The organism is Chryseobacterium phosphatilyticum, from assembly GCF_002899825.2.
Taxonomy (GTDB): domain Bacteria; phylum Bacteroidota; class Bacteroidia; order Flavobacteriales; family Weeksellaceae; genus Chryseobacterium; species Chryseobacterium phosphatilyticum.
In genome coordinates this window covers 44,653-71,007 of the sequence record NZ_PPED02000001.1, presented here as the reverse complement: position 1 = coordinate 71,007, position 26,355 = coordinate 44,653, and the positions used below count along the sequence as shown (strand labels likewise).

The 26,355-nt window shown below is 36.5% G+C and carries 23 protein-coding genes and 1 pseudogene; 10 read left to right on the top strand and 14 right to left on the bottom strand.

Annotated elements, in window-relative coordinates; genetic code table 11:
- Window positions 1-3 precede the first annotated feature (3 nt).
- The 5 genes from C1631_RS00290 to C1631_RS00270 all read right to left on the bottom strand — a co-directional run bounded on the left by C1631_RS00290 (window position 4) and on the right by C1631_RS00270 (window position 9,714).
- Window positions 4-4,770, bottom strand: a complete 4,767-nt coding sequence (locus tag C1631_RS00290) for an RHS repeat-associated core domain-containing protein (protein WP_109709654.1) — start codon at window positions 4,768-4,770, stop codon at window positions 4-6.
- A 17-nt stretch (window positions 4,771-4,787) separates the two neighbouring features.
- The gene (locus C1631_RS00285) at window positions 4,788-6,047 is read right to left on the bottom strand and encodes a tetratricopeptide repeat protein (RefSeq protein WP_109709652.1); all 1,260 of its coding nucleotides are present in this window, start codon (window positions 6,045-6,047) and stop codon (window positions 4,788-4,790) included.
- Window positions 6,048-6,052: 5 nt separating this feature from the next.
- Window positions 6,053-8,212 carry a type VI secretion system Vgr family protein gene (locus tag C1631_RS00280; RefSeq protein WP_109709651.1) on the bottom strand — a complete coding sequence of 720 codons (2,160 nt, stop codon included), beginning with the start codon at window positions 8,210-8,212 and terminating at the stop codon, window positions 6,053-6,055.
- A gap of 223 nt (window positions 8,213-8,435) precedes the next feature.
- Entirely contained in the window at window positions 8,436-8,849 is a 414-nt protein-coding gene (gene tssD, locus C1631_RS00275) for a type VI secretion system tube protein TssD (RefSeq protein ID WP_109709649.1), read from the bottom strand.
- Between the two features lie 361 nt (window positions 8,850-9,210).
- Window positions 9,211-9,714: a DinB family protein gene (locus C1631_RS00270; RefSeq protein WP_109709647.1), complete on the bottom strand. Its 504-nt coding sequence runs from the start codon at window positions 9,712-9,714 to the stop codon at window positions 9,211-9,213.
- Window positions 9,715-10,204: 490 nt separating this feature from the next.
- On the opposite strand from C1631_RS00270, the gene C1631_RS00265 reads away from it, so the two are divergent.
- The 8 genes and pseudogenes from C1631_RS00265 to C1631_RS00235 all read left to right on the top strand — a co-directional run bounded on the left by C1631_RS00265 (window position 10,205) and on the right by C1631_RS00235 (window position 14,354).
- On the top strand, window positions 10,205-11,122 hold the full coding sequence (locus tag C1631_RS00265; protein WP_103248268.1) for a GNAT family N-acetyltransferase: 918 nt from the start codon (window positions 10,205-10,207) through the stop codon (window positions 11,120-11,122).
- An 8-nt stretch (window positions 11,123-11,130) separates the two neighbouring features.
- Window positions 11,131-11,865, top strand: a complete 735-nt coding sequence (locus C1631_RS00260) for a class I SAM-dependent methyltransferase (RefSeq protein ID WP_109709646.1) — start codon at window positions 11,131-11,133, stop codon at window positions 11,863-11,865.
- A gap of 72 nt (window positions 11,866-11,937) precedes the next feature.
- Window positions 11,938-12,273 (top strand): nuclear transport factor 2 family protein, encoded by a 336-nt coding sequence (locus C1631_RS00255; RefSeq protein WP_109709644.1) that lies wholly within the window; start codon window positions 11,938-11,940, stop codon window positions 12,271-12,273.
- Between the two features lie 159 nt (window positions 12,274-12,432).
- The gene (locus tag C1631_RS00250; RefSeq protein WP_103248271.1) at window positions 12,433-12,672 is read left to right on the top strand and encodes a hypothetical protein; all 240 of its coding nucleotides are present in this window, start codon (window positions 12,433-12,435) and stop codon (window positions 12,670-12,672) included.
- 55 nt (window positions 12,673-12,727) lie between these two features.
- Window positions 12,728-12,994, top strand: a complete 267-nt coding sequence (locus tag C1631_RS00245; RefSeq protein WP_103248272.1) for a hypothetical protein — start codon at window positions 12,728-12,730, stop codon at window positions 12,992-12,994.
- A 126-nt stretch (window positions 12,995-13,120) separates the two neighbouring features.
- Window positions 13,121-13,465 (top strand): YciI family protein, encoded by a 345-nt coding sequence (locus C1631_RS00240; protein WP_109709642.1) that lies wholly within the window; start codon window positions 13,121-13,123, stop codon window positions 13,463-13,465.
- A 274-nt stretch (window positions 13,466-13,739) separates the two neighbouring features.
- Window positions 13,740-13,895: a thioredoxin family protein gene (locus C1631_RS24305; protein WP_228440923.1), complete on the top strand. Its 156-nt coding sequence runs from the start codon at window positions 13,740-13,742 to the stop codon at window positions 13,893-13,895.
- 96 nt (window positions 13,896-13,991) lie between these two features.
- Window positions 13,992-14,354 (top strand): annotated as a pseudogene (locus C1631_RS00235) (DUF2938 family protein).
- 65 nt (window positions 14,355-14,419) lie between these two features.
- Here the strand turns inward: C1631_RS00235 and C1631_RS00230 are convergent.
- The 5 genes from C1631_RS00230 to C1631_RS00210 all read right to left on the bottom strand — a co-directional run bounded on the left by C1631_RS00230 (window position 14,420) and on the right by C1631_RS00210 (window position 17,516).
- Complete coding sequence (locus C1631_RS00230) at window positions 14,420-14,980, bottom strand: DUF6624 domain-containing protein (protein ID WP_103248274.1); 561 nt, start codon at window positions 14,978-14,980, stop codon at window positions 14,420-14,422.
- Window positions 14,970-15,407, bottom strand: coding sequence for a GNAT family N-acetyltransferase (locus C1631_RS00225; RefSeq protein ID WP_109709640.1), 438 nt, complete (start codon window positions 15,405-15,407; stop codon window positions 14,970-14,972). Before C1631_RS00225 ends, C1631_RS00230 begins: the two co-directional genes overlap by 11 nt.
- Before the next feature lie 47 nt (window positions 15,408-15,454).
- Window positions 15,455-15,997, bottom strand: a complete 543-nt coding sequence (locus C1631_RS00220) for an AAA family ATPase (RefSeq protein WP_228440918.1) — start codon at window positions 15,995-15,997, stop codon at window positions 15,455-15,457.
- A gap of 86 nt (window positions 15,998-16,083) precedes the next feature.
- The gene (locus C1631_RS00215) at window positions 16,084-17,079 is read right to left on the bottom strand and encodes an MsnO8 family LLM class oxidoreductase (RefSeq protein ID WP_103248277.1); all 996 of its coding nucleotides are present in this window, start codon (window positions 17,077-17,079) and stop codon (window positions 16,084-16,086) included.
- Between the two features lie 80 nt (window positions 17,080-17,159).
- The gene (locus C1631_RS00210; protein WP_109709637.1) at window positions 17,160-17,516 is read right to left on the bottom strand and encodes a winged helix-turn-helix transcriptional regulator; all 357 of its coding nucleotides are present in this window, start codon (window positions 17,514-17,516) and stop codon (window positions 17,160-17,162) included.
- Between the two features lie 103 nt (window positions 17,517-17,619).
- Between C1631_RS00210 and C1631_RS00205 the strand changes: the two genes are divergently transcribed.
- On the top strand, window positions 17,620-18,801 hold the full coding sequence (locus C1631_RS00205) for an MFS transporter (RefSeq protein ID WP_109709635.1): 1,182 nt from the start codon (window positions 17,620-17,622) through the stop codon (window positions 18,799-18,801).
- A 90-nt stretch (window positions 18,802-18,891) separates the two neighbouring features.
- Window positions 18,892-20,910 carry a phosphatidylinositol-specific phospholipase C domain-containing protein gene (locus C1631_RS00200; RefSeq protein WP_109709633.1) on the top strand — a complete coding sequence of 673 codons (2,019 nt, stop codon included), beginning with the start codon at window positions 18,892-18,894 and terminating at the stop codon, window positions 20,908-20,910.
- 138 nt (window positions 20,911-21,048) lie between these two features.
- Here the strand turns inward: C1631_RS00200 and putP are convergent, their stop codons facing one another.
- From putP to C1631_RS00185, 4 genes are all read right to left on the bottom strand, one after another.
- Window positions 21,049-22,545: a sodium/proline symporter PutP gene (putP, locus tag C1631_RS00195; RefSeq protein WP_109709631.1), complete on the bottom strand. Its 1,497-nt coding sequence runs from the start codon at window positions 22,543-22,545 to the stop codon at window positions 21,049-21,051.
- Between the two features lie 133 nt (window positions 22,546-22,678).
- Window positions 22,679-22,834, bottom strand: coding sequence for a hypothetical protein (locus C1631_RS23905; RefSeq protein ID WP_165828210.1), 156 nt, complete (start codon window positions 22,832-22,834; stop codon window positions 22,679-22,681).
- A gap of 69 nt (window positions 22,835-22,903) precedes the next feature.
- Entirely contained in the window at window positions 22,904-23,551 is a 648-nt protein-coding gene (locus C1631_RS00190; protein WP_109709630.1) for a hypothetical protein, read from the bottom strand.
- Window positions 23,552-23,575: 24 nt separating this feature from the next.
- Window positions 23,576-26,143 (bottom strand): M1 family aminopeptidase, encoded by a 2,568-nt coding sequence (locus tag C1631_RS00185; protein WP_109709628.1) that lies wholly within the window; start codon window positions 26,141-26,143, stop codon window positions 23,576-23,578.
- Between the last annotated feature and the right edge of the window lie 212 nt (window positions 26,144-26,355).

Here is a 26,355-nt window from a genome sequence, read left to right as displayed (position 1 = left end):
TGTTTATCTATATTTCTGTGGCCAGTTACTCATTCTTGTCATAGTAGCATCTCCGGTAGTTTTATTTACTTTATATTTAATTAACCTCCCTTCTATACCATGAACTTTAATATCTCTATCAATTATATTAGCTGTTCTTATCATTCCGGCATCCATTTTTTGTCCTCTTAATGTTCCTTTATTCCTTATTTCATCCAGGATATTCTGAATATAATCATCTCCTTTCTGAAGGACACTTAATCTTGATGTATTTGCTTTGACTTCAAAAACGTGAACCTTTTTAGTCAAAGGGTGCTGTGCAACGACATCAATACCATTTTGGGAGCCATTTTTAATCTCTGTATATATTTTCCAACCTCTTTTCTCCAATCCGTCCACAAAGTTTTTTTCTGCCATGTCTCCAATAGCAGTATTATTGGCCATTAAGCCTAAAATATCCAATAATACATTAATATCTTTGACGTAATTGTACAAACCAAAGCCTCCAAGTAAACCTACCGGATCTTTGCTAATGTATAATCCTGACTCTACATCATAATACCTGAACCGGTTATAACATAAATTACTTTCATTATCATAATATTGGCCCTGATATTGAAAAGGGATAAAATTAAAATCTCCTTTTTCTACCCTTAGATTTCCATAGATATCGAGTTCTCTTTCCCAAATTAAAATACCTTCTTCATTAAAAGCCTGAATCGGAGTCCCTAAATAATCGCTTAGTATTGAATATTTTTCATCTCCAATTAATTTAGCTACCGGAGTATAGCCATTGTCTTCATAAATCCAGGTTATGACATTTTCTTTAGGTTCAGGAAGCTTATGTAAACCTCCATCTTCATTAACTACTGTTAGAGGAATATCTTCAATATCATAACTCCACTCATGTAAAAGAACATCGCTATCCCAAATATACCGAGTTATTTTCTTTGCTCCAATTTTTGCAGTTCTTCTTCCCAGCGCATCGTATTCAAAGTTCACTTCTTTTCCATCAGGTCGTTTTACAGAGGCCAGCATTCCATTTGCCATCCAGAAATAAGCCCAGTCTCCGGGTTCCCATTCCGGATTTTGCATTTCTATAGAAAAGTTTTCATTGACATCAGGTAAAGCAGCTCCATCCGGAAGCTTTGATGTCTTTATCCAGTCGGAAGCAATATTTTTATAATAAGGATGTATATCAATCTGTTCTTCCCGATGTTCAGATTTAATATTGTTGACGGGCCGTTTACTTTTTAAAAGTAAATTTCCTTCTTCATCGTAATGATAAAACCAGTTTTTATCCCGCATCAGTTTTCCGCCTTTATCATATACACGATCAGAGCGTTTTACAGTTTCATATAGGCTTCCCGTCTCGTCAGGGTTTTTATATTGCACTTCCCCATTGGAATATTCTGCAGCGATGAGGCTTCCGAAGGCATCATAATCAAACCTTGTTCTTCCTCCTGTAACCCTGTCCATCACCTGTAATAAGCGGCTTCCGGCTTCCCAATGGTAATCTTTATGGAAAGTAGTTTTTTTGTTATTAACCACAACCTTCTGACTTACCGGCATCCCGATATGGTCAAATTCAAAGGAACTTTCTACACCACCTGTCATTTCACGGGTGTGCATTTGTCCGTTATGACTAATATTCAGATTCATATGCCATGGTAAAGGAACATCTTTGTTACTGGCAGTTACCTTCGTAAGTAAGCCAAGATCATTATACGAATAATCCACTTCTGCTCCCAGGCTGCTTAGCAAACTGATCAGATTACCATCCTGATCATACTCATATTGAATGGAGTGTTCACCTTGTTTTTCACTGGTAACCAGTCCGAGCTTGTTTCTTTGAAAGCCTACACTGCTATTCTCATTGTCTGCTTTAATCAACAATCCTGAAGAATCGTATTGGTACGCTTCCCAGGTGCCATCCGGATAATGGACTTGTGTCAACCTGCCTCCTAAATCATATTCATATAAAGTATTTTTCCCATGGGGAGTTCTGCTTTGAGTGACCAATCCATCTTTATCTCTCACAAAAAATTTCTTCTGGCCGTCAAAACCTATTTCTCCCGTAACTTCATTATTATTATTTCTTTCAAAATGATAAACTTCCCCTTTTTCATTGGTAATGCTTGTTAAATTTTCATAAGCATCATACCCAAATACTAATGTTTCTTCTTTTCTGAGGGTTAGTGAATTTCTGCGTACCTGTCGTTTTAAACTTCCCATTGCAGTATAGCTCATCAGCCACTCAGCCTGTCCATCAGTGGCATACACAGGAAGATCATAAGCATCATAACGGAGTTTTAAAGGTAATTGTCCCTGCTCATTGATTTCCACTACCCTTCCCATTCTATCTCTGTTCCAAAGAGTTCTGTTTAAGGGTTTCGGACTAAAAGCCAGAAGTCTTCCATACTCATCATATTTCCAATATTGCTCTTTTCCGGCAGTATTGGTTAATCGGGTGAGCTGACCTCTCTGATTGTATTCATAATGAGTAACAGTATCTTTTCTTTTGCTACTTTCAGGAAGCTTTTCGTCATCCGCATATTGATAATAAATACTTTCTTCTGCTGCATCGGTATAGTTGATTAACTTTCCTTCATCATCATAATTCCAAGTTTCTGAAGCCCCAGAAGGCGAAAAGCGGGCAATCACCTGTCCGAATTCATTGTACTGGTAATGGTATTCCTCACCGTCAGGGCTATGAAAAATGGCAATATTTCCCATATCATCATAGGTATACCCCTGAACCCTTCCCTGAGGAGTTCCTATCATTTTCAATTCATTATAGGAAGTATAATCATACCAGGTTTCCCCTCCTTCACCATCTATTTTTTTGTATACCAGATAGTCTTCATCATAGAAGTATTGTTCTGTTTTGTTATTTTGTCTGGGATAGATCACTTCTGTATAGCCTTCTTCTTCGTCATAACGAAGTCTTCCTTCCATAAATCCTTCAAGGCCTCTGGTATGAACCACCCTTCCTTTTTCATCATATTCCCAATGATACCTCATCCCATTTCGGTTGGTTCTTTTTATGACCCGATTTTCACCATCATACTCAAAAACAATAGCTTTTTTGTGAATGTCCCAAACATGAATAAGATTTCCATACTCATCATAATCATAGCGAACCTGTAGATCTTTCTGGTTTTTATAACAATAATAAACCTCTGATATCTTTTTTAACTCAGGATGAAGAACAGTTTCTATACTGAAACCACTTTTTACATCTTTGATTCTTTTCAAAACAATAGTACGATCCTGGTACTCATATTCCCTTATGGTTCCATCCCCATATTCAATATAGACTACTTTGAAAATCACACCTTCAGTATGATGATGAAAACGCTGATAAGTATAAACATCTGTTCCTTTACGAATAATCCAGGTCCTTTCATCAGGTCTGTATTGCCAGATCTTTTGACTTCTGTAGTAAGTGGGTTCTTCTTCCACTTCAGGATAAGGAACTGCCATGGGTTGAAGTTCGTCGGGGTGAATCCATGCTGCCACTTTATCTTCTTCATCAGGAACAATATAAAGATCATGATTATTAAAAATTCCATTTCCCAATATTCCATATTGATAAGGTCTGTCGCTGTACCACACATTTTCCCAGGATAAAGGGGTATTTCCTTCAATTTTAAAGTCATCCCATTCAAAAAGCATGGCACCTGTAGCAAAATTCACAGGTTCCAGTCCCACTTTACACAAAGCTTTTGAAATAGGATTGGTCTTCCCGAATTTTCCTTGCAAAACATGATTAAACTTAGTAAGTCCCTTTCCTATTTTCTTGGTTAAACTTCTCATGAGAAACATCCCCGCAAGTCGCATCAGCATCTCTCCCGGCGTATATACATGGGGAACAAAAGCCCCCCCCACCAATACAGGTCCTCCCGTATTGATCTGGATATACATACTTGAAAAGTTATTGTAAAAAGCAAAATAGGCCAATGGATTTTTCTTCGGTTTATTCGGCATAGCCGGCAACATTGTCATTCCGAAAGGAAATCCCATACAGGTAAGAACCTGCTGCGGCTGATTTCCACTCATTTTACTTCCCTGAGCCAAAACAGTTTGTGACCCATAATACACTTCTCCTTCATGAGGTGCCTCCTGAATAAAGGGAATCATATAGACGGGAATCAACGATGTTACATGTTTGAAAGGAATAATGACTCCTATAACACTTGTAGTTGTGGTTGCCTTATGTCTTCCATGAACATATATTGAGCCCCCCATCGGAATACTTTCAGGAAGATCAGGTTTCATATTCCTGATAAACTGTGGAATAGGAATAGTGAATTTAATATAATCCATTACATCAAAGACAATCCCGATAAAGGGATGTGGCAACGGTAATGGAATCAGCATAAATGACGGCGGTGGCGGAATCAGTGTCCAGTGGATATCGATGGCCAGCACAATATCAAAATGCTTACTTGTATGTTGAATGGCTGTAGAGGAAAGTGTAGGGTTATTTACTTTTATCAGCTTTACCTTGCTTTCCGGAGTTGCTTTTTCAGTGGTAACAGCACTATCTCCCCCGCCACCATTACCACTGGTCTTTGTCTGAGTGTCTTCTGCTCCGGCTATAGATTTAACCATAGAAACCGGATTCAGGGAGTCAAAATTATTTTTCATCCCGTGCTTCCATCCCTGTATGGTTTTATCCCAACTCACTGAAGTGACGTCTGTATTAACCTTCCAGGAGCGATCCGGGTTCATATTCGGTTTTGAAACCTTTATTGGTTTTATTGTTTTTTTATTTTGATCTGCCATGATACTTTAATTTGAGATTAACCTGCTTTTGGTCTTTCTACGCTCACCTTCCAGTCATCACCAAAATAATTTTTCATTTCGCTGTCAAGCCTGTTCTTTTTGTCTGTATCTCCCTCATATTTAAGGATAAGCATTGAAGCAACAAACCGTATGCTGCTTTGCTCCCTGGCTGAAGGCTCCATGAGTTTTGCGATGTCCAGACATTTTTCAAAATACCTTATCATTTTATCTTTCGTCAGAACAGAATCATTCAATGTTCCGATGATTCTGTAACATTCTATTGCCATCGAAGGTTCATGAATAGTTTGGGCTATTTCTGCTGCTTTTTCAAAGGCTTGTTCAGCTTTTCCTTTTTTCGAATTCCCCAACAGATAACTTCCGTAGTTCATATACATCTGAACCTGCAAAGGTGAATTGGGTTCCACTTCTTCAAAAATAGTTCTGTACGTATCCTCAGCCCTATCTTTTCTTCTGTCTGCAATATAGGCCTGAGTCAGCATAAAGTAGGCGGAAATCTCTCCTTGCTTATTATTTTGCTCTTTGGCCAGTTTTACAGCAGTTTTCAGTGCATGTTCTGCTTCTTTAAATCTTCCTTTGCTTAAATGATTGCTTGCAATAAGAATCTGCTGCTGAAAATCCGTATCTGCACTGTTCTTTTTTCGGTTGGTGTGAGCAGCTGTGTTCTGCATAAGCTGATGGATATCTATTTCTACTCTGAAACTGTGTGCTGATGAATTATGTGGCAACGTTTTGTAGGTATGGTGCTCTGTCCAAACCAGCTTAATATCATTATTTTCTGCTTTTTCGCAGATGTTACACCATTCTTTAATCCAAAGCGACAACTCCTCAATATTATGTATACGTACCGGAGCAATATAGAGATAGATTCTGGAATCTTTAATGCTGGGAAAATTCTTCTTTAATTCCAATAAAGGATAAAAAGCTTTGTAAGCATCAGTTTTAAAGCCACCCTCTGGAATATCGGTTTTCCATTCAGGAAGGGCTGTTTCACTTTTCCCCAACATCTCATAATATTCTTTCCATTCATCCAATAAGGTTTGCCCGAAGGAATTCATCCCATTGAATTCCTGATAATGAAGTAAAAAAATATCTTCTCCTTCTTCATCCTCAGACAATTTTGACTTTAAAAATCCATCAAAGAGATCAGTTTCATGTTTTTCTCCTAAACAAATAAGCATCGGTTTTTCTTCGTTCTTTGAAACAACCTTCTTCCATTGCCGTTTTAACTTTACCAACTCCAAATCTACCGGATTCATCAGTTCTAATTCAATTTTACGGTTCCACTTACAATATTGGTTTCACTTCCACCTCCGATATTAATTTTCTTTCCGCTGAGATTGGCTTCTGTTTCTGCCCCCATAGAAAGTGTTTTGGTCCCGACGTCTAAAGTTTCAGATTTAATTCCGATTCCGGAAGTAGGATCGCCATTTTCCGGCCCTACTCCGATTCCTACACTTGCCGTTCCTCCGACACCAATATTATCACCTTGTACAATAATTTCTTTTCCTTTGATCTGTATATTTCCATCTTTATCCATAAAAATAGAACTATTCCCACAGGTCAATGTAATTGTTATTTTGCTATCAACGGTTATATTTCCTGCTCCGTCCAGAAAAACGGAATTCTGATCTTTATCTTTCACTGTAATTCCACCACCATCATTTAGGCTTACCGTATGTCCGCTTTTACTGCTTAAACTTTTAATATTATTTCCGGCGCCACCTCCGCCACCTACACCACCGTGAAACATTCCCCCCATCACGAACGGACGGTCAGGATGTTGATGAGCAAAATTGACAACAACCTGATCTCCAACTTCCGGAATTGCCATAAACCCACGGTTCTTACTCACTTTTTCACTTCCTCCACCGTCAGGAGTCATTACCCGTATATATTCTGTAGTGCTGGACCCGTTTTGCCAGTCAAACTGAACTTTTACGCGTCCCTGGTTTTGGGGATCAGTATTGGAAATTACTTTGGCAAATTGTGCATCTGCTTTTGGAGCGTGAAATTCTGGTCGGGGAATAAATCCCGTATCAGAAGCAATCGCTTCAAATGTTCCTGTATAATATCCTCTTGCATCTACCTCGTGATACATATCTGTAATCATCAGTTTGGTAAAATAAGTGGTTTCATTAGTCTCTGCTTTTCGCATTTCGATATCAGCAATACAGCCAGGATAAAGGAATGGAACGGTCGTCGTTCCTGAGATAACAAATACTTCTGAGGCCTTACTTCCGGCTGTTCCTTTTTGAGAATTTTCAACATCCATAAACGAAACCGCTTTTATTGGAGCTACTCTTAACGAAGGTGTGGTAAACGTTTTCTCTGAAATTTCATAAGCCCGTTTGGCAATATTGGAAGTATGGTTTATTTTTGAGTTTCCAGCAGTTAATTTTTCATTTTTGCTACTGTTATATCCATAAAATGTTGGATTAACGTGTTGTGCTTTCATTTTGATTTTCACATCACTAACACTACTTCCGTACGTTAATTTCACTGGCTTTTCCTGGGGGGGCAATTTTCCGAAATGAAGAACTTCGCCATCATAATAGAACTGTTCACCATATGCTTCTGCAATTCTTGCCAGATAGTTGTAATGGGTTTCTTCGTACTGAGAACTGTAAGAAATATTTCCATGGTTGGCATCTACCCTGAAATCAAATGAATTCTGTCCCAGCCCTTCTTTAATCACCTGATCGGCAATACTATTCAGGCTGATTTCCTGTGCTCCTCCAAAGCTTTGAATATGAGGTGCCGCATCCAGGAGCACAGTGGGACTTGAGCCCGTAAGAACGATATTTCCCAGACTCCCTTTTTCCTGACTGAAACCAACTTCTGTAACGACTCCTACAAAGTTTCTTTCGGGACCATCTTCAACGTCTTTATATCTGAAGATCACCGTAATTCTTTTTCCCAAAAAATTCTGAGCTTCTTCAAGGTTATGATTTTCAGGATTTCCTAATGTATCATAGGCAAGCATAAGATCAAATTCATGATGCCTTACAGCACTTTGTTTTAATTTAAAATGCTTGAAATGTTTAATGACTTTACCATCAATTACAATTTCCAGTTTTACTACACGATTAATCCCCAGCACTTGATTTCCAGGGATAGTGCTTGCATTATATATTCCTGAAGTCGGTTGTTTTGCCCAGACTTTATTTTCTACCGTAGTAGGAGAATTGGGCTGTTTTACCTGATTCATAAACATTTGCGAGGTACTTTGTACCATTCCTGAATAAGCCTGAGCCTGAGCCATTTTCTCTGTAGCTTTCTTCACTGTCCCACTGGATTTATCCTGTATTTCCTGGGTAGCCTTACTTACAGCCTCATTTTTTATAGTTTCCTGAGCTTTATTGGCAAGCAAAGTTTCATTTTTGGGAACAGACATTTTAGGTGAATGATCATCCTTAAACATAATGTTATTATTTTGATAGGTTGGTGATATATTTTTATATTCAAAAAAGATTTATTTGAGAAAAATTCAAATAAACCATCTTAACCGGTTTATTCATTCTCATGAAAAACACGTGAGTACGTCAAAAATATATTGATAAATAACGGTAAAATATAAAGAGAACAGCATGTACCATAAGACAAACCATTCTATAATAATATATTACCGGGGATGATTCTAAATTTTAGTTAGCAGATGAGGGCCATAAGCCGTCATATTCTGAATTTCCGTAGTTGATTGTCTCGGCACTTATTATAAAAGTGATCAGCATACTATTGCTGTCAATTGCATCAAAATCAACTTCATGCTGGATGACATATCCGTTTTTCCAATGTAAGGTAATCAGAGTTCCTTCTTCATGGGACTTATTGAATGTAATCTCTCCGCTGGTGGGTTTATACTTTCCGTTCAGCAGACTTTCAAGAATATCAGACTTTTCAGTGGCCTCCACTGTAAGTTTGATCAATGCATTGGAAGGATCTGAAGCGACGCGTCCTGACACGTCAATAGCTCTGGATACTGTATAGTTGAGCTTAAGTAATTTTTGTCCTTCTCCTCCGTTGAATTTTAAGATTCCTCTAGAATTTTTTTCAGCCATGATTAGTACATTTTAATCGGTATTAATATTTTGTAATGGGGTGATTGTATTACAAAGATAAAACGGTTCATTGTATCCAAAAAATATTCGGGCATCAATCTGAAAATTTGTAGTAGTTCTACGACTTTTTAAAAATATTTCTATTTTCATTGATATAAAAACAAAAATAAATAACTAAATATCAAATAATTAAATAAAATACCGAAAACAACTGCAGAATACATTTTCCACTCAAAAGAGAAATAAAATAAAAATCACATCATATTTCCGTACTTACCAGACGAATTTTGTATACTAAAATGGCCGTAAAGAATCCATTTACGGCCACTATTTTTTGTCTCATTAAGGTTGATCCACCTTCCTATATCTTCACGCTTCTTTCCTGAACTTCTTCTGCAGAAAGCCCAAAGATCTGAGGTGTTTTCACATTCAGCATATTAAGGTAAATATATATTTCTGCCCTGTGATGTATTTCATGCTCTACCATAGCCCGCAACCATTTCCAGATAGAAATTTCACTATCCCCGGGAGTTATACATTTACGATTAAGATCCTCATCCGAAAATCCTTTAATAATTTCTATAGTCTGCCTATGCATTTCATTGAAAAACAGGACAATATTTTCGTAACCGTCAGCCAGTTCTTTTCCACATCCGGGATAAGCACTTTTCCTTCCTGAAATGGTTTCACCATACATATACCTTTCAATTCCGGCAATATGTCTGATCTGATCACCAATGGTAAATTTCCCCTGTTTATAGGTAAAATCAATATGTTCAGGAGGAACAACTGCAATTAAACGATTTGTTCTCGAGCGGATTTTTTCGTAATAGTCGATGAATGATTTCACAGATCTTATTTCCATAATATATATAGTTTTTAATGCATTCGCATATTAAATTTTATGAAAGGGCCATATTGTGAATATAAGAAAACTTTAGTCTGAAAGATCCCATTTTGCGGAAATTACCTAAAAACCCCAATAAACTCCTGTTAAACTTGTCCGTTTATCAAATAACTGATATTTTAGTTATAAAATTAATAGCCCATGAAAATCCGACTTCTACTGCTTAATTCATTTATTTAGTAAGACATTTCAAGATGATCAAAATCTTTTATTTCAGAAAGTATAAGGAGTTTATCTATTGTACTGTTTTTCCATTTTTTTTGTAATTTAAACGGAAATTAAATGATGGTTTTTTTAAATCCTGTGCTCATCCTAAAATCATGAAAATCACAAAAGCTGACTCCGGTATTATAAAGAATTACCCAACACTTTAAACTGTAACAAAAAAGGTCAGACGGAGACCTATCTTACGAAACAACGTTGCAGAATGATATTTTAATTCAAAAAAATGAAGAAAGAAAACGTTTCTATCCACGGAAAAAACTATACTTTATACATCGGGTATCAAAACGATGAAAAGCTGCGATCAGAATTTAACCGCTTAACCCAAGAAGTCTGGAATTTTGACTTTGAAAATTATTATCAATCCGGTTTTTGGGATAACACCTGCCAATTATATTCTTTATTTGATGGAGAAAGGATCGTTTCTCATACAACTGTCAGTCTGTTTATCGGAAACTTTGAAGGAAAAACAAAAAAATTAATCCAACTCGGAACAGTCATGACAGATGAGGCCTATCAAAAGCAGGGTTTGAGCCGTTTTTTAATGGAACGAATTATGACTGATTTTAAAGGTAAACATGATGGGATGTTCCTTTTTGCCAATGAAACAGTTTTGGATTTCTACCCAAAATTCGGTTTTAATCCTGTATCAGAATTTGAGGCATTTCAACACCTGAAAAATTTAAATATTTCAGAAAAATATGAGAAAAGGAAATTGGATCTGGACCAGCAGAAAGATTTAAAATTATTTGAAAAGCTGGTTGAAAATGCAGCCTCCAACACACTTTTTCCTGTCAAAAGTAAAGCTCTTACTTTCTTCTATTGTTATGCTAATCCTGAAATGGGCTATAAGGACTCTGTTTATTACATCGAAGAATTAAATTGTATTGTCATCACAGAAGTCGATCATCTGAGGCTTCGCATTCTGGAAATTTTCAGTCCGGGAAAAGTAAATGTCAATCAGATTATTTCAGCATTTACAGATATCCCGTTTGAGGAAGTAATTTTAGGATTCACTCCGGAGCAATCCGGCTTTGAATATCGAAAATGGCAAAATGATGACTTATATCTCTTTGTAACTTCTGAATTGCAAGAAATTTTTGAACAACAAATACTGATCATACCCATATTATCTCATACCTAGAAAGTCTTATGAAACAAAACATTTATGATAATCCGGATTTTTTTATCGGTTATAAAGCACTCCGGGATGGAGATAAAGGACTCAATGAGCTACTGGAGCAACCTGTGATGAAAAAATTAATGACACCCGTTCAGGGAAAAGCAATTCTTGATATGGGGTGTGGTCTTGGACAACAGATTCAATCATTACTTCTTCACGATCCACAACAGATTACAGGGTTAGATATTTCACAAAAAATGCTCTCGGAAGCCAGGGAAAGAATTTCTTCTCACAAAGTAGATTGGATCTGTTCTGCATTAGAGGATTATGATTTTGGCAAAAACAGATATGATCTGATCATCAGCTCTATGACCCTTCATTATGTTGAGGATTTAAAAATGCTTTTCCTTAAAATATTCAAAAGTTTGAAACCGGGAGGACAATTTTTGTTTTCGATGGAACATCCGATATGTACAGCCGCATTACGACCATGGGAAGAATTAGACGGTGAACAATATTGGCCGGTCAATCATTATGCTGAGGAAGGGATCAGAAAACAGAACTGGTTTGTAAAGGATGTAGAAAAATATCATCATCAACTCAGTACCATTATCAATCACCTCATGGAAGCAGGATTTGTATTAAAAAACATTGAAGAGCCAGCTCCCGATCAGCAACTGTTGAAACTTCGCCCCGATTTTCAGCAACATCTGCATAGACCTCCTATTGTTATCATTAATGTTCAGAAAATTTCTATCGGGTGATTTTTGTGACTATAATCACAAGCGCAATACTCTCTGAACTTTTAATTTTGTCTCTAATAAAAATAAATACTTATGGACAATACAACCCAAAATGTAGCTGAACTGTTTATTCAATATTTAAATGAAGAAAATTTTGATCAGGCAGAAAAATGTCTTGATTCTGATTTCAAATTTACCGGTGTATTAGGCCACAGAGAAAGTGCTGCCACCTACATCGACGATATGAAGAAGATGAAATTCAAGTATGAAGTTCTTAAGACTTTTATTTCAGGAGAAGATATCTGCATGTGGTATCATATTGATATGGGAAAAAAAACATTACTGGCTTCGGGATGGTATCACATTATTGAAGGAAAGATTCATTCATTTAAAGTCTTATTTGACCCAAGGCCATTATTGAGTGATTAAAAATACATAATCTGCCTTCAGGTTAAGTAAAGTACAGTCCCTGAACTACAAATCAGGGATATACTTTTTCTATAGTATCCATAGATACGATGTAAAGTAAAAAATTACAATATATAGCTATCTTAGAAGATCTGAATATTCTGTAAGAATAAGAATGAAATGAAACAATCTGAAATTAAAGAATTATATAACGGGCAGGATTTTATAAATTTTTATCTGGATAATGCACCTGTATCTTTTTGTGAAGACTGGAACAATATTTCCTATTCTCACGGAAACGGATTTCTGGACATTGCTAAACTGGAAGACCTGAAAGAAAAACAAAAGCCTATTGAAGGACATTCAGATTATGACTTTGGAATTTCCATCCGGAGATCATTGGGCTATTATCAATTCTAAAGTGGCCTCACACTTAAAGCATGTTGACTTTAGTAATCTTAATTTTGAAAAATTCATGAATACTCTCAAAGGCCAACATATCTTTTTGTACGGAGCAGATTATATTTTTTATTTCCCTGAAAACGAAAAAGTTGAAATTTTAAACCTGAACTATAATGAGGACATTCGCCCTCTGACTCAGGATGATTCTGTGTGTTTTTCTACTTTTGAATCCCTGTCTACAGAGGAAGATCTGGATGGTGCTTTTGTAGAACTTGATCACTGGAAAGTATTTGGAATATTAGAACGTGAAAAAAGTGCCCTGAACATTTCCATCACCTGAAGATTATGCATTTGTTTCGTATCTTAGAGTTTCTCGGGAAACACTGAACAGAATAAGATTTCACATTTATATTGAAAAAGCTGTCCCCATTTTAAAAGTAGAATCGTCATTTTAAAAAAAATTACAATGAAAGAATTTGCACTTATCTTCAGATTAAAAGACATTTCAGATTTTAAACCCACTCCGGAACAAATTCAGGAACGGATGAACTGGCTGGGCAGCATTGCCGCACAAGATAAGCTGGTCGATAAAGGAAATACACTTCTGCCCACACCGGAAACAGCTAAAACTGTAAAACCCAACAATATCATCACTGATGGACCTTATACTGAAATCAAGGAATTTATCAGTGGATATATTATTGTAAGAGCTGAATCTATAGATGAGGCAGTAAAAATGGCTCAAGAAAATCCTATTTTTAAAATTGGTGGAAACATTGAAGTCCGCGAGGTTTTGAAACAAACAACCTAGCTGATGAGTTGAAAATTGAAAGTTGAAAGAGACTCATTTAATTTTCAACTTTCAATTTTCAATTCTCTATTACATCAAGTTCTTTGATTTGCCCCGTTTTCTCTCCGATTTGTGTCACCTCAATGGTTTAAGCCCTCTCTAATTTTGTATTAATAAATTTTAGAACAATGACAGAAAGAAATGATGATGCCTGTCGTCAATACTTTAGAAGTAAATTGGAAGACTGGCTAAAAGTTCACCAGGTCAATGTGGACGAGCGCAACAGGAATTAACTGTGAAATACGGAATCAGATCTGTACCTACCTTTGTGGTGTTAAAAAACAATGAAGAGGTATGGCGAAGTTCAGGAGTTCTTTCAGAATCTGCTTTGGAACAGAAATTAATCGGTTTGAGATCAAGGAAAGATAAAAAAAATGAACATGTTAATTGATGCAGTGTTACTTGGTGCGGGAGTGACAGTCTTTATGGATTTGTACGCTCTTGTCATCAAGAAAATATGGAACATTCCATCTTTAGACTACTGTAGATAGGACATTTTAAAAAAGGGACTTTCAACCATCCTAATATCATACAAGCCTCTCGCCTTCAGGGCGAAAAGGCGTTAGGCTGGATAGCCCATTATTCGATAGGAATTATTTTTGCCTATGTATTATTATTTACTTGGGGTGAAAGCTGGTTGATACATCCAACTGCTTTTCCACCTGTTGTTATTGGACTCGCCACAACTCTGGCACCATAGCTTATAATGCAGCCTGCATTTGGATATGGTATCGCCACATCCAGGCTGCCTCATCCCTCTATAGCACGACTTCGCAGTTTACAGGCACATTTGGTATACGGAATTGGGTTATATATATCAGGATTATTGATTTCAAGTCTGTTGAAGTAGCAGCAAAAAATTGAAAATACCCATGTAAGCATCTATCTGCTTTTAAAATTACATTCCTGAATATCCTATAACCAACCTACTTTTTTTCTCCAATTGTTATATTCCTGATCTTGGCTATCAATTTCAGGAATATTTTTAGCATCCGGAATGTTATTAATTTCTTGCACTGATAGTTCTGGTAAATGTATTCTTACACGTTCCTGATTCAGTTTTTCTTTATCTTCTACAGGATACACGCCTTCGGCTGTTAGCTGTGTACCATATTTTTGAGGCTTACTTTGAAACACCTGAATACGGTCATACAAATAAGCCTTATGAATAGGGTTAATGTCATTACTATTTTCTTCCATCATCTGATAACATGCTTTCATAAATTCCGGTTCACCAATAGAATGCTGGATAATTAACCATGCCGCATCACTTGCCTGAGCTCCTATTTTCGATATCGTAGGAAAACCGATTTCTGCAATAATTTCACGTAATCGTTTTGCATTAGTTTGATGTACTCTTTCCATTTCAGGATGATAACCTCCGGATAATTTTCCATCGGAAGCCAGTTGAGCTCTTACCTGCAAATCGTAATCTGCCAGTTTAATGATTTCTTTTGCCCGTTGATCATTTACCATAGCATAGTTTTTTCATCAAATATTGAGGAGATTCAATATAGCCTTGCCTGTCATAGAAACGGTGGGCTTTTTCTCTTGTAAAGCTGCAATGCAGTTCTATCCTGTCACAATTTCTTTCGCGGGCAATTTTTTCAGCATATTCTTCTAAAAGTTTTCCAATCCCTGAACTTCTGTAATTTTCATCGACAGAGAAATAACTTATTCTTGCAAAATCACCTTTCAATGCTATCTGCGGAATAATGTGTATGGATATAAATCCAATTACTTTTTCATCCGGGCCTTCCGCTACAGTAAGATATTCGTCAGGATCCTGCAGAAGGTTTTTAATTTTCTGAGGCAAAAACTTTTCTGTATCAGGATATCCCAACTGATCAAGCAGTTTGATAACACTGTAGAGATCTTCCTTACTCATTTTTCTCAGGTTCATGATGGTGTTTTTAAAAATAGTCTTACCAAATTACAAATAATAAATGGTTAACGAATCATATCAAGAATAAACTCAACTCTTTGCGTTACAGAAATTTTCGGCACTTCAATAACAGTATAACCATATTCAAGATAAACAGTTTTCATGCAATTAAATGTAGAAATTGCAATATCTGGTGTTTGTTTTCTTTCCGGGTCATTTACATAAATTTCTTCCCAGGGAGGAAGGATGAAAACATGGTTGTGATATACCATTTCGCCGGCTTTCATTTCAAGATCTTCGGGAACAGGAATTTTTTCCAACCTGAGATAGCCAATGACATCCAAAATCCCACGGTCAAAAAAAACAGTTTTCTCTCCCGGAATTTCACTCATTTTCTGATAGGCATTGACAGAAGCTTCAAGCATAAGACCTGCAAATTTTTCTTTATCCATCCAGGGCAAAGCATCTCCATTAATAGCTATTTGTTCCCTGATAATTCTTCTGCCATCTTCAGGAACAGTTACAAATCCTTTTTTTTCCAATTCATTCAAAAGACTTGTTTTTCCTGCACCTGGACCACCGGTCAGAACATATAATTTTGACATCATTTCAAGTAGTAAGATTAGATTATTGTTGAAAAAAATAATCCCTCTGAAATCATGAGTTCAATCCTATTTTCGTGATTTTTGAGGAGCTATTTATTATTTTTGATAATACTTTTATAAGTATTAATGCGGTTTTCTTCCCGATGCATATTACACAATATCAGAACATTGTCCGTATTATATTTTTCCGACACCTGTTGCAATCTTCGGGAGACAGATTGTGGGGTCTCTATGATAATTCTGTCTAAGATAGTAAAAAATTCTTCTTCAGAGTCGGTTCCCAGTACTCTTTGTTCTACAATTTCAGCAGGAAGTACGGCTTCGGGACTTACCAATTGCCTCGACTGCAAAAATTGATAGGCCATCCCGTAGGCATTATGTCTGGCAGTTTCAATATGATCAGCGACCGAAACAGCAACAGCAACTTGCAAAGAAGGGGAAGACGTATATTGATTGGTATCAAACTCCCTGAGGTACGTTTGGGTATATTCAACACCATTCTCATTGTTCATGAAAGCTGCAAAAGAATACCCTACTCCATGTTTGGCAGCTTCCCGGGCAGATGTCATCCCTGAGCCGAGCCAAACAATTTGAGGCAGATCTTTGAGGTGAGCAGGTTGTGCAATAAGGCCTCCATACAATTCATTTTCTTCCTTAATGTGATGGATAATTTCTTCCAATTTGGTTTCCATATTGGATAAAACAACTGGTTTATGGCTGTTCAGAGCCATTATGGCATCTTTTAATCCTCCGGGAGCCTTTCCTAGTCCGAGTATGAAACGCTCTGGGTACAATGTCCCGAGAAACTTAGTCCATTCAGCTATTTTGTACGCGGAATAATTTCGCATCATAATTCCGGCAGTACCCACTTGTATTGTTTTTGTTTTACTGAGAACAACAGCGGCTAAAAGTTCAGGACTGGAGCTGCCATATGCTTCTACCCCATGATGTTCGGCATACATCAGGCTATAATACCCTGCTTCTTCAGCAAATAAAGCAAGATTAATACTATTTGTTAATGCTGATGCGGCATCATCTCCCATCACAACGGGCGATTGGTCTAATATTCCTAATTTCAGCTTCATACTCTTCAAATAGAATTTTTATGATCAAACTATGGTGAAGGTAAGAAAAAGCTTTCACTTAGCAGGCAATTAAACTGCTATTATTCTTTGGGTGGAAAAACAATTCCTTCGTCTTTCATCAGATCATATCCGAACTGCATAATGGTTTCTATAACAGGAATAGATTTTTTTCCTTTTTCGGTCAAACTGTATTCTACTTTTGGAGGAACAACAGGAAATACTTCACGATGGATCATCTCTTTAGCTTCCAGCTCACGCAGCTGGCTGGTCAGCATCTTATCGGTGATGTGCGGGATGTCCTTTTTCAACTCGCTGAAACGGAGTGGTTTTTCCTGTAACCTCCATAGAATAGGCATTTTCCAGGTACCTCCAATATGGCTTAATCCAAATTCAATGGGGGTATAATAAAGTCTTTTATCGTGAAAAAATTGAGGCATAATACTGTTTTTTATAAATACACTTTCAAAAAGGTGAGTATAGAACCAAAAGGTAAGTATATAGTTTCCTGATAGTTCATTTTGCAAATTTGCACAAAAAATTATGAATCAGAACAGAAATCTGCATGTACTTGCTTTAGGCGTTTTTGGAATAACGACTACGGAATTCGGAGTCATCGGAGTATTACCTGAAATTGCCACTGCATTCCATGTGAACATTGAAAAAGCAGGTTGGCTACTAAGCGCATTTGCTTTGATTGTTGCCATCTTTGGCCCTTTTATGGTCGCTTTATTTTCACCTTTTAAAAGAAAAAATCTTCTGATTGTATCCCTGTTTGTTTTTGCGGTGGCCAACATACTTTCAGCTTATAGTAACAATTTTTATCTATTGCTTATTATCAGGATGATCCCGGCATTTTTCCATCCGGTATACTGGTCTATTTATTTATCCATAGCCGAGAAAACGTCTACTCCCGAAAACAAATCAAAAGCAGTCAGTATTATTTTTTCAGGCCTTACTCTGGCCACCGTTCTGGGAGTTCCATTGGCTACCTTAATGTCTGATTTCTTTTCCTGGAGAGCTTCCTTTCTGCTTACCGCATTGCTTAATATTGTGGCATTACTGGGAGTTCAGTTATTTTTACCCAAAATTGAGAAAGGAACCGAGCCACCCATCAGCTTTGACTCTAACATATTTAAATATAAAATAGTATGGATAAATTTATTTCTTGCCTTTTTTATCATTGCTTCGATGTACTCCACCTATGGATATATGGCTGACTTCCTTAAGAATGTGACCGGAATAGACGGTAAACAGATTAGTATGATGCTTTTTTTATTTGGAGGTGTAGGTATTGCAGGAAATAAAATTGCAGGAAAATATATGAGCCGGTTTCCGTTTTTAACCACATTTATTTTCCTTACTCTTCTGGCAGGAATCCATTTATTAGTGTATTGTTGTGGAACTTTGTTGTTACCTATGATATGGATTACAGGGATCTGGGGGCTTGTTCATTCAGGAGGTTTTCTCATCAGCAATATCAATGTTACCTCTGTTGAAGGATCATCAGAATTTATCAATAGTATTTTTACTTCTTGCGGAAATTTTGCTGTGACCGCAGGAACTCTAGTTGGAGGCTACTGGATCAACCATTATGGAATTAAAAATGTGATTTGGGCAAGCATATCAGGTATACTAATGAGTTCAATAACACTTTACATAAAGTTTAAATACACAAACCATAAACGAAAATTGTTAACATTTTCACAACATAAAGTTAATTAAAAATAAATAATCACTACATAATGATTTAATTAATTAAATTTATACAATAATCAAATCATTAAAACAATCATCTAATTAAAACTAAAAATCATGGAAACCAACACACTAGAAATTGTATTAAAAGACAATTTCATCAAAACGGATTGGCAGTACTCTTTACCGGGAACCGGCTATGAAACAGTTAGTATTTTAAGTGCCAATGGTTACATTTATGTAGCAAGTAATGGGTACGTTTTCCAGTTAGATCCGCATTTTGGAACTCTTATTAACAAAAATGATCTGACTGGTATGGAGCAACATGAAATCCGAATGGTCATTTCTGAAAAAAAAGATCAACTCATTATTGGAACCTACGGAAATGTAATTGCTCTTGACGCCAATAATATCAGCACCACTCTGTGGAAAAATAATCTGAAAGGAGAAGACACCGGAGTTGTATCATTAGTGGCAAGCTCTCAATATATCTATAGTGCTACAGGCGGATATGTAAACACCATGAGCATTACAGACGGAAGTATTATTTCAAAAAATTCATTACCAGGAATGGGTAATCATGAAGTACGACTTGCTTTGTCTGAAGATGAGAAATATCTTATAGCCGGAATAAATGGAAATGTAGTATGTCTTGATGCATCCGCAATCTCCAAAGACCCTATTTGGAAAAATGGCTTAAGCGGACAAGGGGAAGAGATCGTAAATGTATTGGTTATAAAAGATAGAGTTTATATAGGTACTAATGGTTTCATCAATTCTATAAATCTTTTGAACGGTGATATTATTGAAACCAATAATTTACCGGGAATGGGTAATCATGAAGTACGTCTTGCTTTATCGCAGGACTGTACGGAATTGTTTGGAGGCATTAATGGGAATATTGTTTCAATGGATGTTAACAATGTAAATACATTACAATGGACAACTCCTTTACCTGAAGCCAATGGAAATATCGTTAATATGATTACTGCCAACGATGGTTTTATTTATGCCGGATCAGCAGGACGGGTAAGTCAGATTGATCCCAATAATGGCGAGATCATTACAACCAATAATTTACCAGGACTGGGAGTTAATGAAGTTCGTTTATCTATGGGACCAAATCAAACCAATCTATATATTGGCAGTAACGGATATGCTGTTGGAACTTCTGAATTGGGTGCATTTTCTATAAAAAGAAACAAATGGATGGAAGAAATGAGCACGGCCATTGAAAGTATGCAGCTTAAGCAAATGCTAATACCGGGAACTCATGATTCTGCTTCATATGGTATTACTCCACTATCCTCTTTCAGCCCTGAAAAGGATTTACCTGATTGGTTAAAAAAAATTCGGGACTGGGCAGGATCAATTCCTTACTTAAGCATCGGAGCCATTGCCAGTTTATGGTCAAAGGCACAGGGTTATAATATCTACACACAATTAATGGGAGGTATCAGATATCTGGATCTTCGGCTTTCCAACAGAAATGGAGATATCTGGCTAAGCCATAGTCTTTATAGCGTCCCGATACAGGATGTTTTGAATGATGTTAAAAGATTTATCGCCAGTAATCCTAAGGAAATTATCATTCTGGATTTTAATCATTTGTATGAGTTTGATGATTCACTTAACAAAAAAATGGCAACCTTATTATCTGATGCTTTCGGGAGCAAAATGACCAATTCAAGTCAGGGATGTAACATCACTGTTGGTCAACTTTGGGAAGCAGACCAGCAACTACTGGTGTTTTATAAGGATGACTCTACCTGTGATAATTACCCATTCTTATGGAAAGAAGAAAACCTTTGCTCACCTTACTATGGAGCAACCACAATAGATGAACTCATTACAAACCTGAATAATGAACTGGAAAATTTTGACAAAGACACCTTCTTTTATTTACATGGTCAATTAACTCCTGATACCAACATGATTAAAGACGGAGTCATTCCTTTTAACGGAAAACCAGGTTCTTTACAATCTCTGGCTGAAGAAACCAATCCAAAATTCATGGATTGGTTGAAAGGTCATAATAATAAAAAATTAAATATCATAGCATCCGACTGGATATTCACTATGACAGACTTTGTACCTTATTGTATCCTGATTAATAAAGAACGTTCGTCAGATTGAAATACCTTAAAAATTTTCGAGGTATGAAGAACGGATCAAGCTTATCTAATGGACAAAAATAATTGTATAAAAAACCCAACCCTCGCGATGAGCGAGGGTTGGGTTTTATCTTGTTTTTTAATAGAAATTGTTTGATTATTATTCCTGCATTATCTTATTCATCTCATTAAATTCGCTTTCAATCACCGCATCAGGTTGATAGGTGAATGATGAAACTACAATATTGGTCAATAGAGAAAGCATGAATCCCGGAATGATTTCATACCAGTCTTTCAATGGATGCTGAAGATATACCCATGCCAGTACGGTTATTCCTCCTACTAACATTCCTGCAAGACCTCCCTGCCAGGTTGTTTTCTTCCATAAAAGAGAAAGAAGAATCAACGGCCCGAATGCGGAACCAAAACCTGCCCAGGCATTTCCTACCAGATTAAGAATACTGTCTTTAGGGTCCAAAGATAAAAGAACAGCAATCACAGCAACCAGTAAAACAGATAATCTACTCGCGATCAGTAATTGTTTGGGTGTTGCACTTTTATTCAGGAAAGCTTTATAAATATCTTCGGTTAATGAACTTGAAGTCACCAATAACTGGGATGAAATAGTACTCATTACAGCAGCCAGAATTGCAGTAAGCAGGAATCCCGCAATAAACGGATGGAATAAAATACGGGAGAAATAAATAAAAATGGTCTCTGCTTCTGTTTTTGAACCATCGAATTTCATCATAGTTTCCATGTCAAACTTTTGCAGGTAAGCAATTCCTACCAGACCTATAGCTAAGGCTCCGGCAACGGTGAAAATCATCCATGTAATTCCGATTCGCCTTGCTTTCACCAGATCTTTAGGTTTATCAATCGCCATAAAACGAACCAGGATGTGCGGCTGTCCACAGTACCCCAATCCCCAGGCTAATAAAGACACAATACTTACGGTAGTCGTTCCTCTGAATAAATCCAGATATTTGGGATCTTTCGCTTCAATTAATGATAAAGTTTCTCCTACTCCTCCAATCTGAATAATAGCAACGATAGGAACAATCACCAAAGCCAATACCATAATGGTTCCCTGTACAAAGTCCGTAAGACTTACCGCTAGAAATCCACCCAAAAAGGTATATAAAACCACTACTAAACTTGTTAACAGTAATCCTACGGTATAATCCATTCCGAAGGCTGATTCAAACAGTTTTCCTCCGGATACCATTCCTGCTGAAGTGTAAAGGGTAAAAAATACCAGAATAAAAATAGAAGAAGTGATCTTCAGGAGATGGTTTTTGTTTTTAAATCTGTTCTCGAAAAATACGGGTAATGTAATGGCGTTCTGGGCAACTTCGGTATAAATCCTCAGCCTGGGAGCTACGATAATGTAGTTGAGAAAAGCCCCGATTGTTAAACCAATCGCAATCCATGAGCTGGAAATTCCGGATAAATACATGGCTCCCGGCACCCCCATGAGCAGCCATCCGCTCATATCGGCTGCCCCTGCAGACAATGCTGTAACTGCAGCGCCCATTTTCCGCCCTCCAATTAAAAATTCTTCTGAATTACTTGTTGATTTTCTATAAGAATATATGCCTATACCTATCATTAACAACAGATACAACCCCACAGAAATCCCTTCATATACTTGCATATCATTTTTTTATGAAGCCGAAGATAGCCATTTTCTGAGAAATAAGGAGCTGCTGGCTGGGAATAATATTATTAAATAACAGAAAAAGCAAGGGAAATTTTAAGCCGAAAATGATTTATTTTAAATTACATTCCTATAAAAAGAAATAGATACTTAAATTATTAAGAGGAAGCTTTGGATCTACATTATTGAGATGTTTCTCCAGAAGAGAGACCTGTTCTTTCAACTTCAAAAGATCTTCTTCATATGGATCAAATTCCAACGTAATCCAACCTTTATATTCAAACATAGGCCAATAATTTGTTTTCAATTTTCACATCATGCTTTCATGAAAATCCATTTTCCTTATTCCATACAATTACATCCAACTGAGGGAGTTTGCAACATGTATATTTTCAAAAATCTCATATTCAAGTGGGTCATGTTTAGGTAAAAACCGTTCTTCTTTCTTGTGAATGAATATTTTTATCAGATCTCCCCCGTGATGGTACCCATTTAAAACAATGGCCCGTAACCATCTGGAATCCACCAATTTTATACAGTTTTTGAATCGGGTTAAAGGATCATCAGCATCCAGAAAATTTAAATTCAGCTTGTCTATATGCATGCTTTTATCTACAATGAACTGCGTTAAATTTTTAGCAACGTTAAAAGCCGAAAAGTCTTTAAATGATTTGTCTGCAGTTTTAAAATCAGTTTCAATGATGTCTAAATACACTTTCTTTCCTGAATATAAATAATTTTCATTTCTGATTTTCACGTCTGAAGGAAACTCAATATGGTTTCTTTTCAGCGCTCTCTTCCATTGATCTATCTTTTCTAATAAGGTATTATCTGAGTATTCCCATAAAAAAGAGAAAATATGTCCTTCCATATCCAATACTTCTGTAAGTTTGAATTCTTCCATTTTATCATAAAAGAAGCACGAACTTGTAAAGCCATCTAATATATCAGCATCCAAATATTTTGCTAAGTAATGATTATCTACATCTGCATAATGCTTCATCTTGTTTTCTCTTAATACATACTTTTAATTATTTACCAGCTTCTGTGCTCTTCTCAGATTATCAGTAGCCTGCAAAATTTTATTTTTCAGAATAGGATTATAATCGGGGCTTTTCATAAGAAACTGGTTAACTGCTTCAAGAGCTTTTGGATTTTGATAGCTGCTAAATGTAGAACGAAGCCAGTTATCCGGGAAAAATATATCCCCGGTTCTTTGTATTTCCTGCAACAAATCTAAGGTCTTTGGAAGATAATGAATTGAAGTATTTTGCCTTAGCGGATGATGCAAATAACCAAGCGCAACACCTACAGCAGACTCATTCGTTCTGTTCTGTTTTTGTATAAGACCATTGAAGAAATCATCCCTTATTTTTTGATCTGAAGAAGCTGCCTGCATGATAATTTTAAAACGACTGATACGATCCGGGTTTTTAATTCTGGTCAATTGCTGCTGCATCAACTCATTATTGCCAGAATTTCGTAACGATAGAGAAAGAGCAAGGCTTGTAAAATCTTCGTCATTAAGGGATACATCTTGTGGTGCAGTCTGAGATTTCCAGATCGTGTACAGATTATCATATGCTTTTTGAGACTGGAAAATTCCCTGATAGCTGTCAAAAAGAATTTTCTTATTATTCTTAGCTTTTTGTGTCTGTAATGCCTGCCATACCTTATTTTCTATATTTTCAGATTCTTTTAACCGTATATCCTCTGGTAAAAACTCCCAATAAATGGTAGAAATATAGCTCGTCATCAAACGAAGGTTCAGTTCTGTATCTTCTTTTGGCAGTTGCCCTGCAAAAAAATGGAATAAATCTAGCGGAGTAACCCCTGAACCGTTCAACATATTCTCATACAGTGAAATGTAGGCGCTGGCACGACTTACCGGATCTTTTATTAAAGAAAAGTGAGACAGCATCCCATTATCCAGACCAAATACCCCATATCCTACTCCTGATGAGTTTTGCAGGATGAAAAGAGGTTTTATTTTTCCTTTTAATCCGGAAACTTCCTGCTGTTTTCCCGTCAGTTTAACATTAACTTTTTCTACCTTATCCGCATAGAATAAGCTTAGCTGAAATTCCTGTGGCCATACCTTTTGCTCTTTTCCATATTCAGGATGCTGAGAAAGGGTAAAGCGATCAATGGTATTGTTTTTATATTTTATAGTATAGTCTATAACCGGTCTTCCCGGATCATTTACCCATACTTTATTCCAGCTTTGTAAATCTTCCGGCGTATGATTATCCAGAATGGTAATCAAATCAGGCCAGCTTGCATTACCGTATGTATATTTTTTAAGGTATTCGCTTACTCCCTTTTTAAAATTTTCTTCACCGATCAGTAACTCGAGCTGGCGCATCATGATCGGTGCCTTGTTATAAATAATGGGGCCATACATCATCCCTGCATTTTTCAGGTTATCCAAAACCTGTCGGATCGGATTGGCTCCCAATGTGCGATCTACCCCATAAGCGGCAGGAAAATGCGTCGTTAAAAACTTCAGATCATAAACACTTTTATCAGCAGAGGCTCCGGTACTTTTATCCGCCATAAAATTGGCAAATACCTCCTTCATCCATACATCGTTAAACCAATCCATTGTAACCATATCCCCGAACCAAAGATGAGCTACCTCATGCGCAATAAGGTTGGAACGGTTATTCAATTGATTTTGGGTAGCATTCTGATCTAAAAATAAAGTGGAATTTTGAAATAAAATGGCTCCGGGATGTTCCATTCCCCCAAATTGAAAATCGGGAATAACCACCATTCCATGCTTTTGAAAAGGATGTTTAATACCTGTCCATTTTTCATAATAATCCAGCGAATTTCGGTATAAGCTGAAAATAGAATCCATGCTGTTTTTAATTTTCACAGAATCGGTTTCACGATATAACATCCTTGAGTCCTGTTCGCTGATTTTCTCAGTGAAATTTTTAAAATCCCCTGCAGCAAAAGAAAACAGGTATGTAGGTAACAGATCCGATTCAGCAAACTTCAACGTTTTTAGTCCTTGCTGTGAACTCGTTTCTTTCAGTTTTCCATTGGCAATACCACTCCATTTTTCAGGGATGGTTAAGGTTAAAGAATAATTTGCTTTCAGATCAGGCTGATCAAAACAAGGAAACATTGTTCGGGCACGATCCGGCACAAATAAAGCATACAGGTATCCATCACGTCTGTTTAATGCCCCATTTCCGGCAACAAAGCTAAAGTTAATCTTATTAGCTCCCGATTTCAGGTATTTTCCATGTATAATTACATGTTCGTTTTCCAGAACAGGGTTTATGATCTGCCCGTTTACGGATACAGAAATTAAAGAGGAAGGCTCTTCTTTAAAATCAATCTGCAAAGGAGTATCATTCTGTTTTTTATAGTTAAAGAATATAACCTCTGTTCCTGTAATTCTTTCTGATTTATTTTCCGGAATTTTCAGATTGAGCTCATACTTAATTTCACTTAATGTACTTTTTCTCAACTGAGCCAGCTCATACGAAACCCCGGGTTCCAGCTTAGATAAAGATTTCATTTGTGCATACCCACTACTGAAAACGACTAAAAATATTGCTAGTATACCTGTTTTTTTCATACATCAAATATAAGAATTGATTATGATGTAATTTCTTAAAAGTATTAATTAAAATGCCTAGAACAACCGCAAATAAAACAGATAAATAAAACTACTCTGGAGGATATTACTGAGTACCTCTTATGTATAATTTCCATTTTATTTATATTAATTCCAAATAATTTAAATACGTTGTATTTTTTGTCACAAATATTTAATAATTTAGCCTGATA

Excerpts from the sequence above, each read along its gene's own strand:
- C1631_RS00290 (WP_109709654.1), bottom strand. The coding sequence starts at position 4,770 with ATGGCAGATCAAAATAAAAAAACAATAAAACCAATAAAGGTTTCAAAA.
- C1631_RS00285 (WP_109709652.1), bottom strand. The coding sequence starts at position 6,047 with ATGAATCCGGTAGATTTGGAGTTGGTAAAGTTAAAACGGCAATGGAAG.
- C1631_RS00280 (WP_109709651.1), bottom strand. The coding sequence starts at position 8,212 with ATGTTTAAGGATGATCATTCACCTAAAATGTCTGTTCCCAAAAATGAA.
- tssD (WP_109709649.1), bottom strand. The coding sequence starts at position 8,849 with ATGGCTGAAAAAAATTCTAGAGGAATCTTAAAATTCAACGGAGGAGAA.
- C1631_RS00270 (WP_109709647.1), bottom strand. The coding sequence starts at position 9,714 with ATGGAAATAAGATCTGTGAAATCATTCATCGACTATTACGAAAAAATC.
- C1631_RS00265 (WP_103248268.1), top strand. The coding sequence starts at position 10,205 with ATGAAGAAAGAAAACGTTTCTATCCACGGAAAAAACTATACTTTATAC.
- C1631_RS00260 (WP_109709646.1), top strand. The coding sequence starts at position 11,131 with ATGAAACAAAACATTTATGATAATCCGGATTTTTTTATCGGTTATAAA.
- C1631_RS00255 (WP_109709644.1), top strand. The coding sequence starts at position 11,938 with ATGGACAATACAACCCAAAATGTAGCTGAACTGTTTATTCAATATTTA.
- C1631_RS00250 (WP_103248271.1), top strand. The coding sequence starts at position 12,433 with ATGAAACAATCTGAAATTAAAGAATTATATAACGGGCAGGATTTTATA.
- C1631_RS00245 (WP_103248272.1), top strand. The coding sequence starts at position 12,728 with ATGAATACTCTCAAAGGCCAACATATCTTTTTGTACGGAGCAGATTAT.
- C1631_RS00240 (WP_109709642.1), top strand. The coding sequence starts at position 13,121 with ATGAAAGAATTTGCACTTATCTTCAGATTAAAAGACATTTCAGATTTT.
- C1631_RS00230 (WP_103248274.1), bottom strand. The coding sequence starts at position 14,980 with ATGGTAAATGATCAACGGGCAAAAGAAATCATTAAACTGGCAGATTAC.
- C1631_RS00225 (WP_109709640.1), bottom strand. The coding sequence starts at position 15,407 with ATGAACCTGAGAAAAATGAGTAAGGAAGATCTCTACAGTGTTATCAAA.
- C1631_RS00220 (WP_228440918.1), bottom strand. The coding sequence starts at position 15,997 with ATGATGTCAAAATTATATGTTCTGACCGGTGGTCCAGGTGCAGGAAAA.
- C1631_RS00215 (WP_103248277.1), bottom strand. The coding sequence starts at position 17,079 with ATGAAGCTGAAATTAGGAATATTAGACCAATCGCCCGTTGTGATGGGA.
- C1631_RS00210 (WP_109709637.1), bottom strand. The coding sequence starts at position 17,516 with ATGCCTCAATTTTTTCACGATAAAAGACTTTATTATACCCCCATTGAA.
- C1631_RS00205 (WP_109709635.1), top strand. The coding sequence starts at position 17,620 with ATGAATCAGAACAGAAATCTGCATGTACTTGCTTTAGGCGTTTTTGGA.
- C1631_RS00200 (WP_109709633.1), top strand. The coding sequence starts at position 18,892 with ATGGAAACCAACACACTAGAAATTGTATTAAAAGACAATTTCATCAAA.
- putP (WP_109709631.1), bottom strand. The coding sequence starts at position 22,545 with ATGCAAGTATATGAAGGGATTTCTGTGGGGTTGTATCTGTTGTTAATG.
- C1631_RS23905 (WP_165828210.1), bottom strand. The coding sequence starts at position 22,834 with ATGTTTGAATATAAAGGTTGGATTACGTTGGAATTTGATCCATATGAA.
- C1631_RS00190 (WP_109709630.1), bottom strand. The coding sequence starts at position 23,551 with ATGAAGCATTATGCAGATGTAGATAATCATTACTTAGCAAAATATTTG.
- C1631_RS00185 (WP_109709628.1), bottom strand. The coding sequence starts at position 26,143 with ATGAAAAAAACAGGTATACTAGCAATATTTTTAGTCGTTTTCAGTAGT.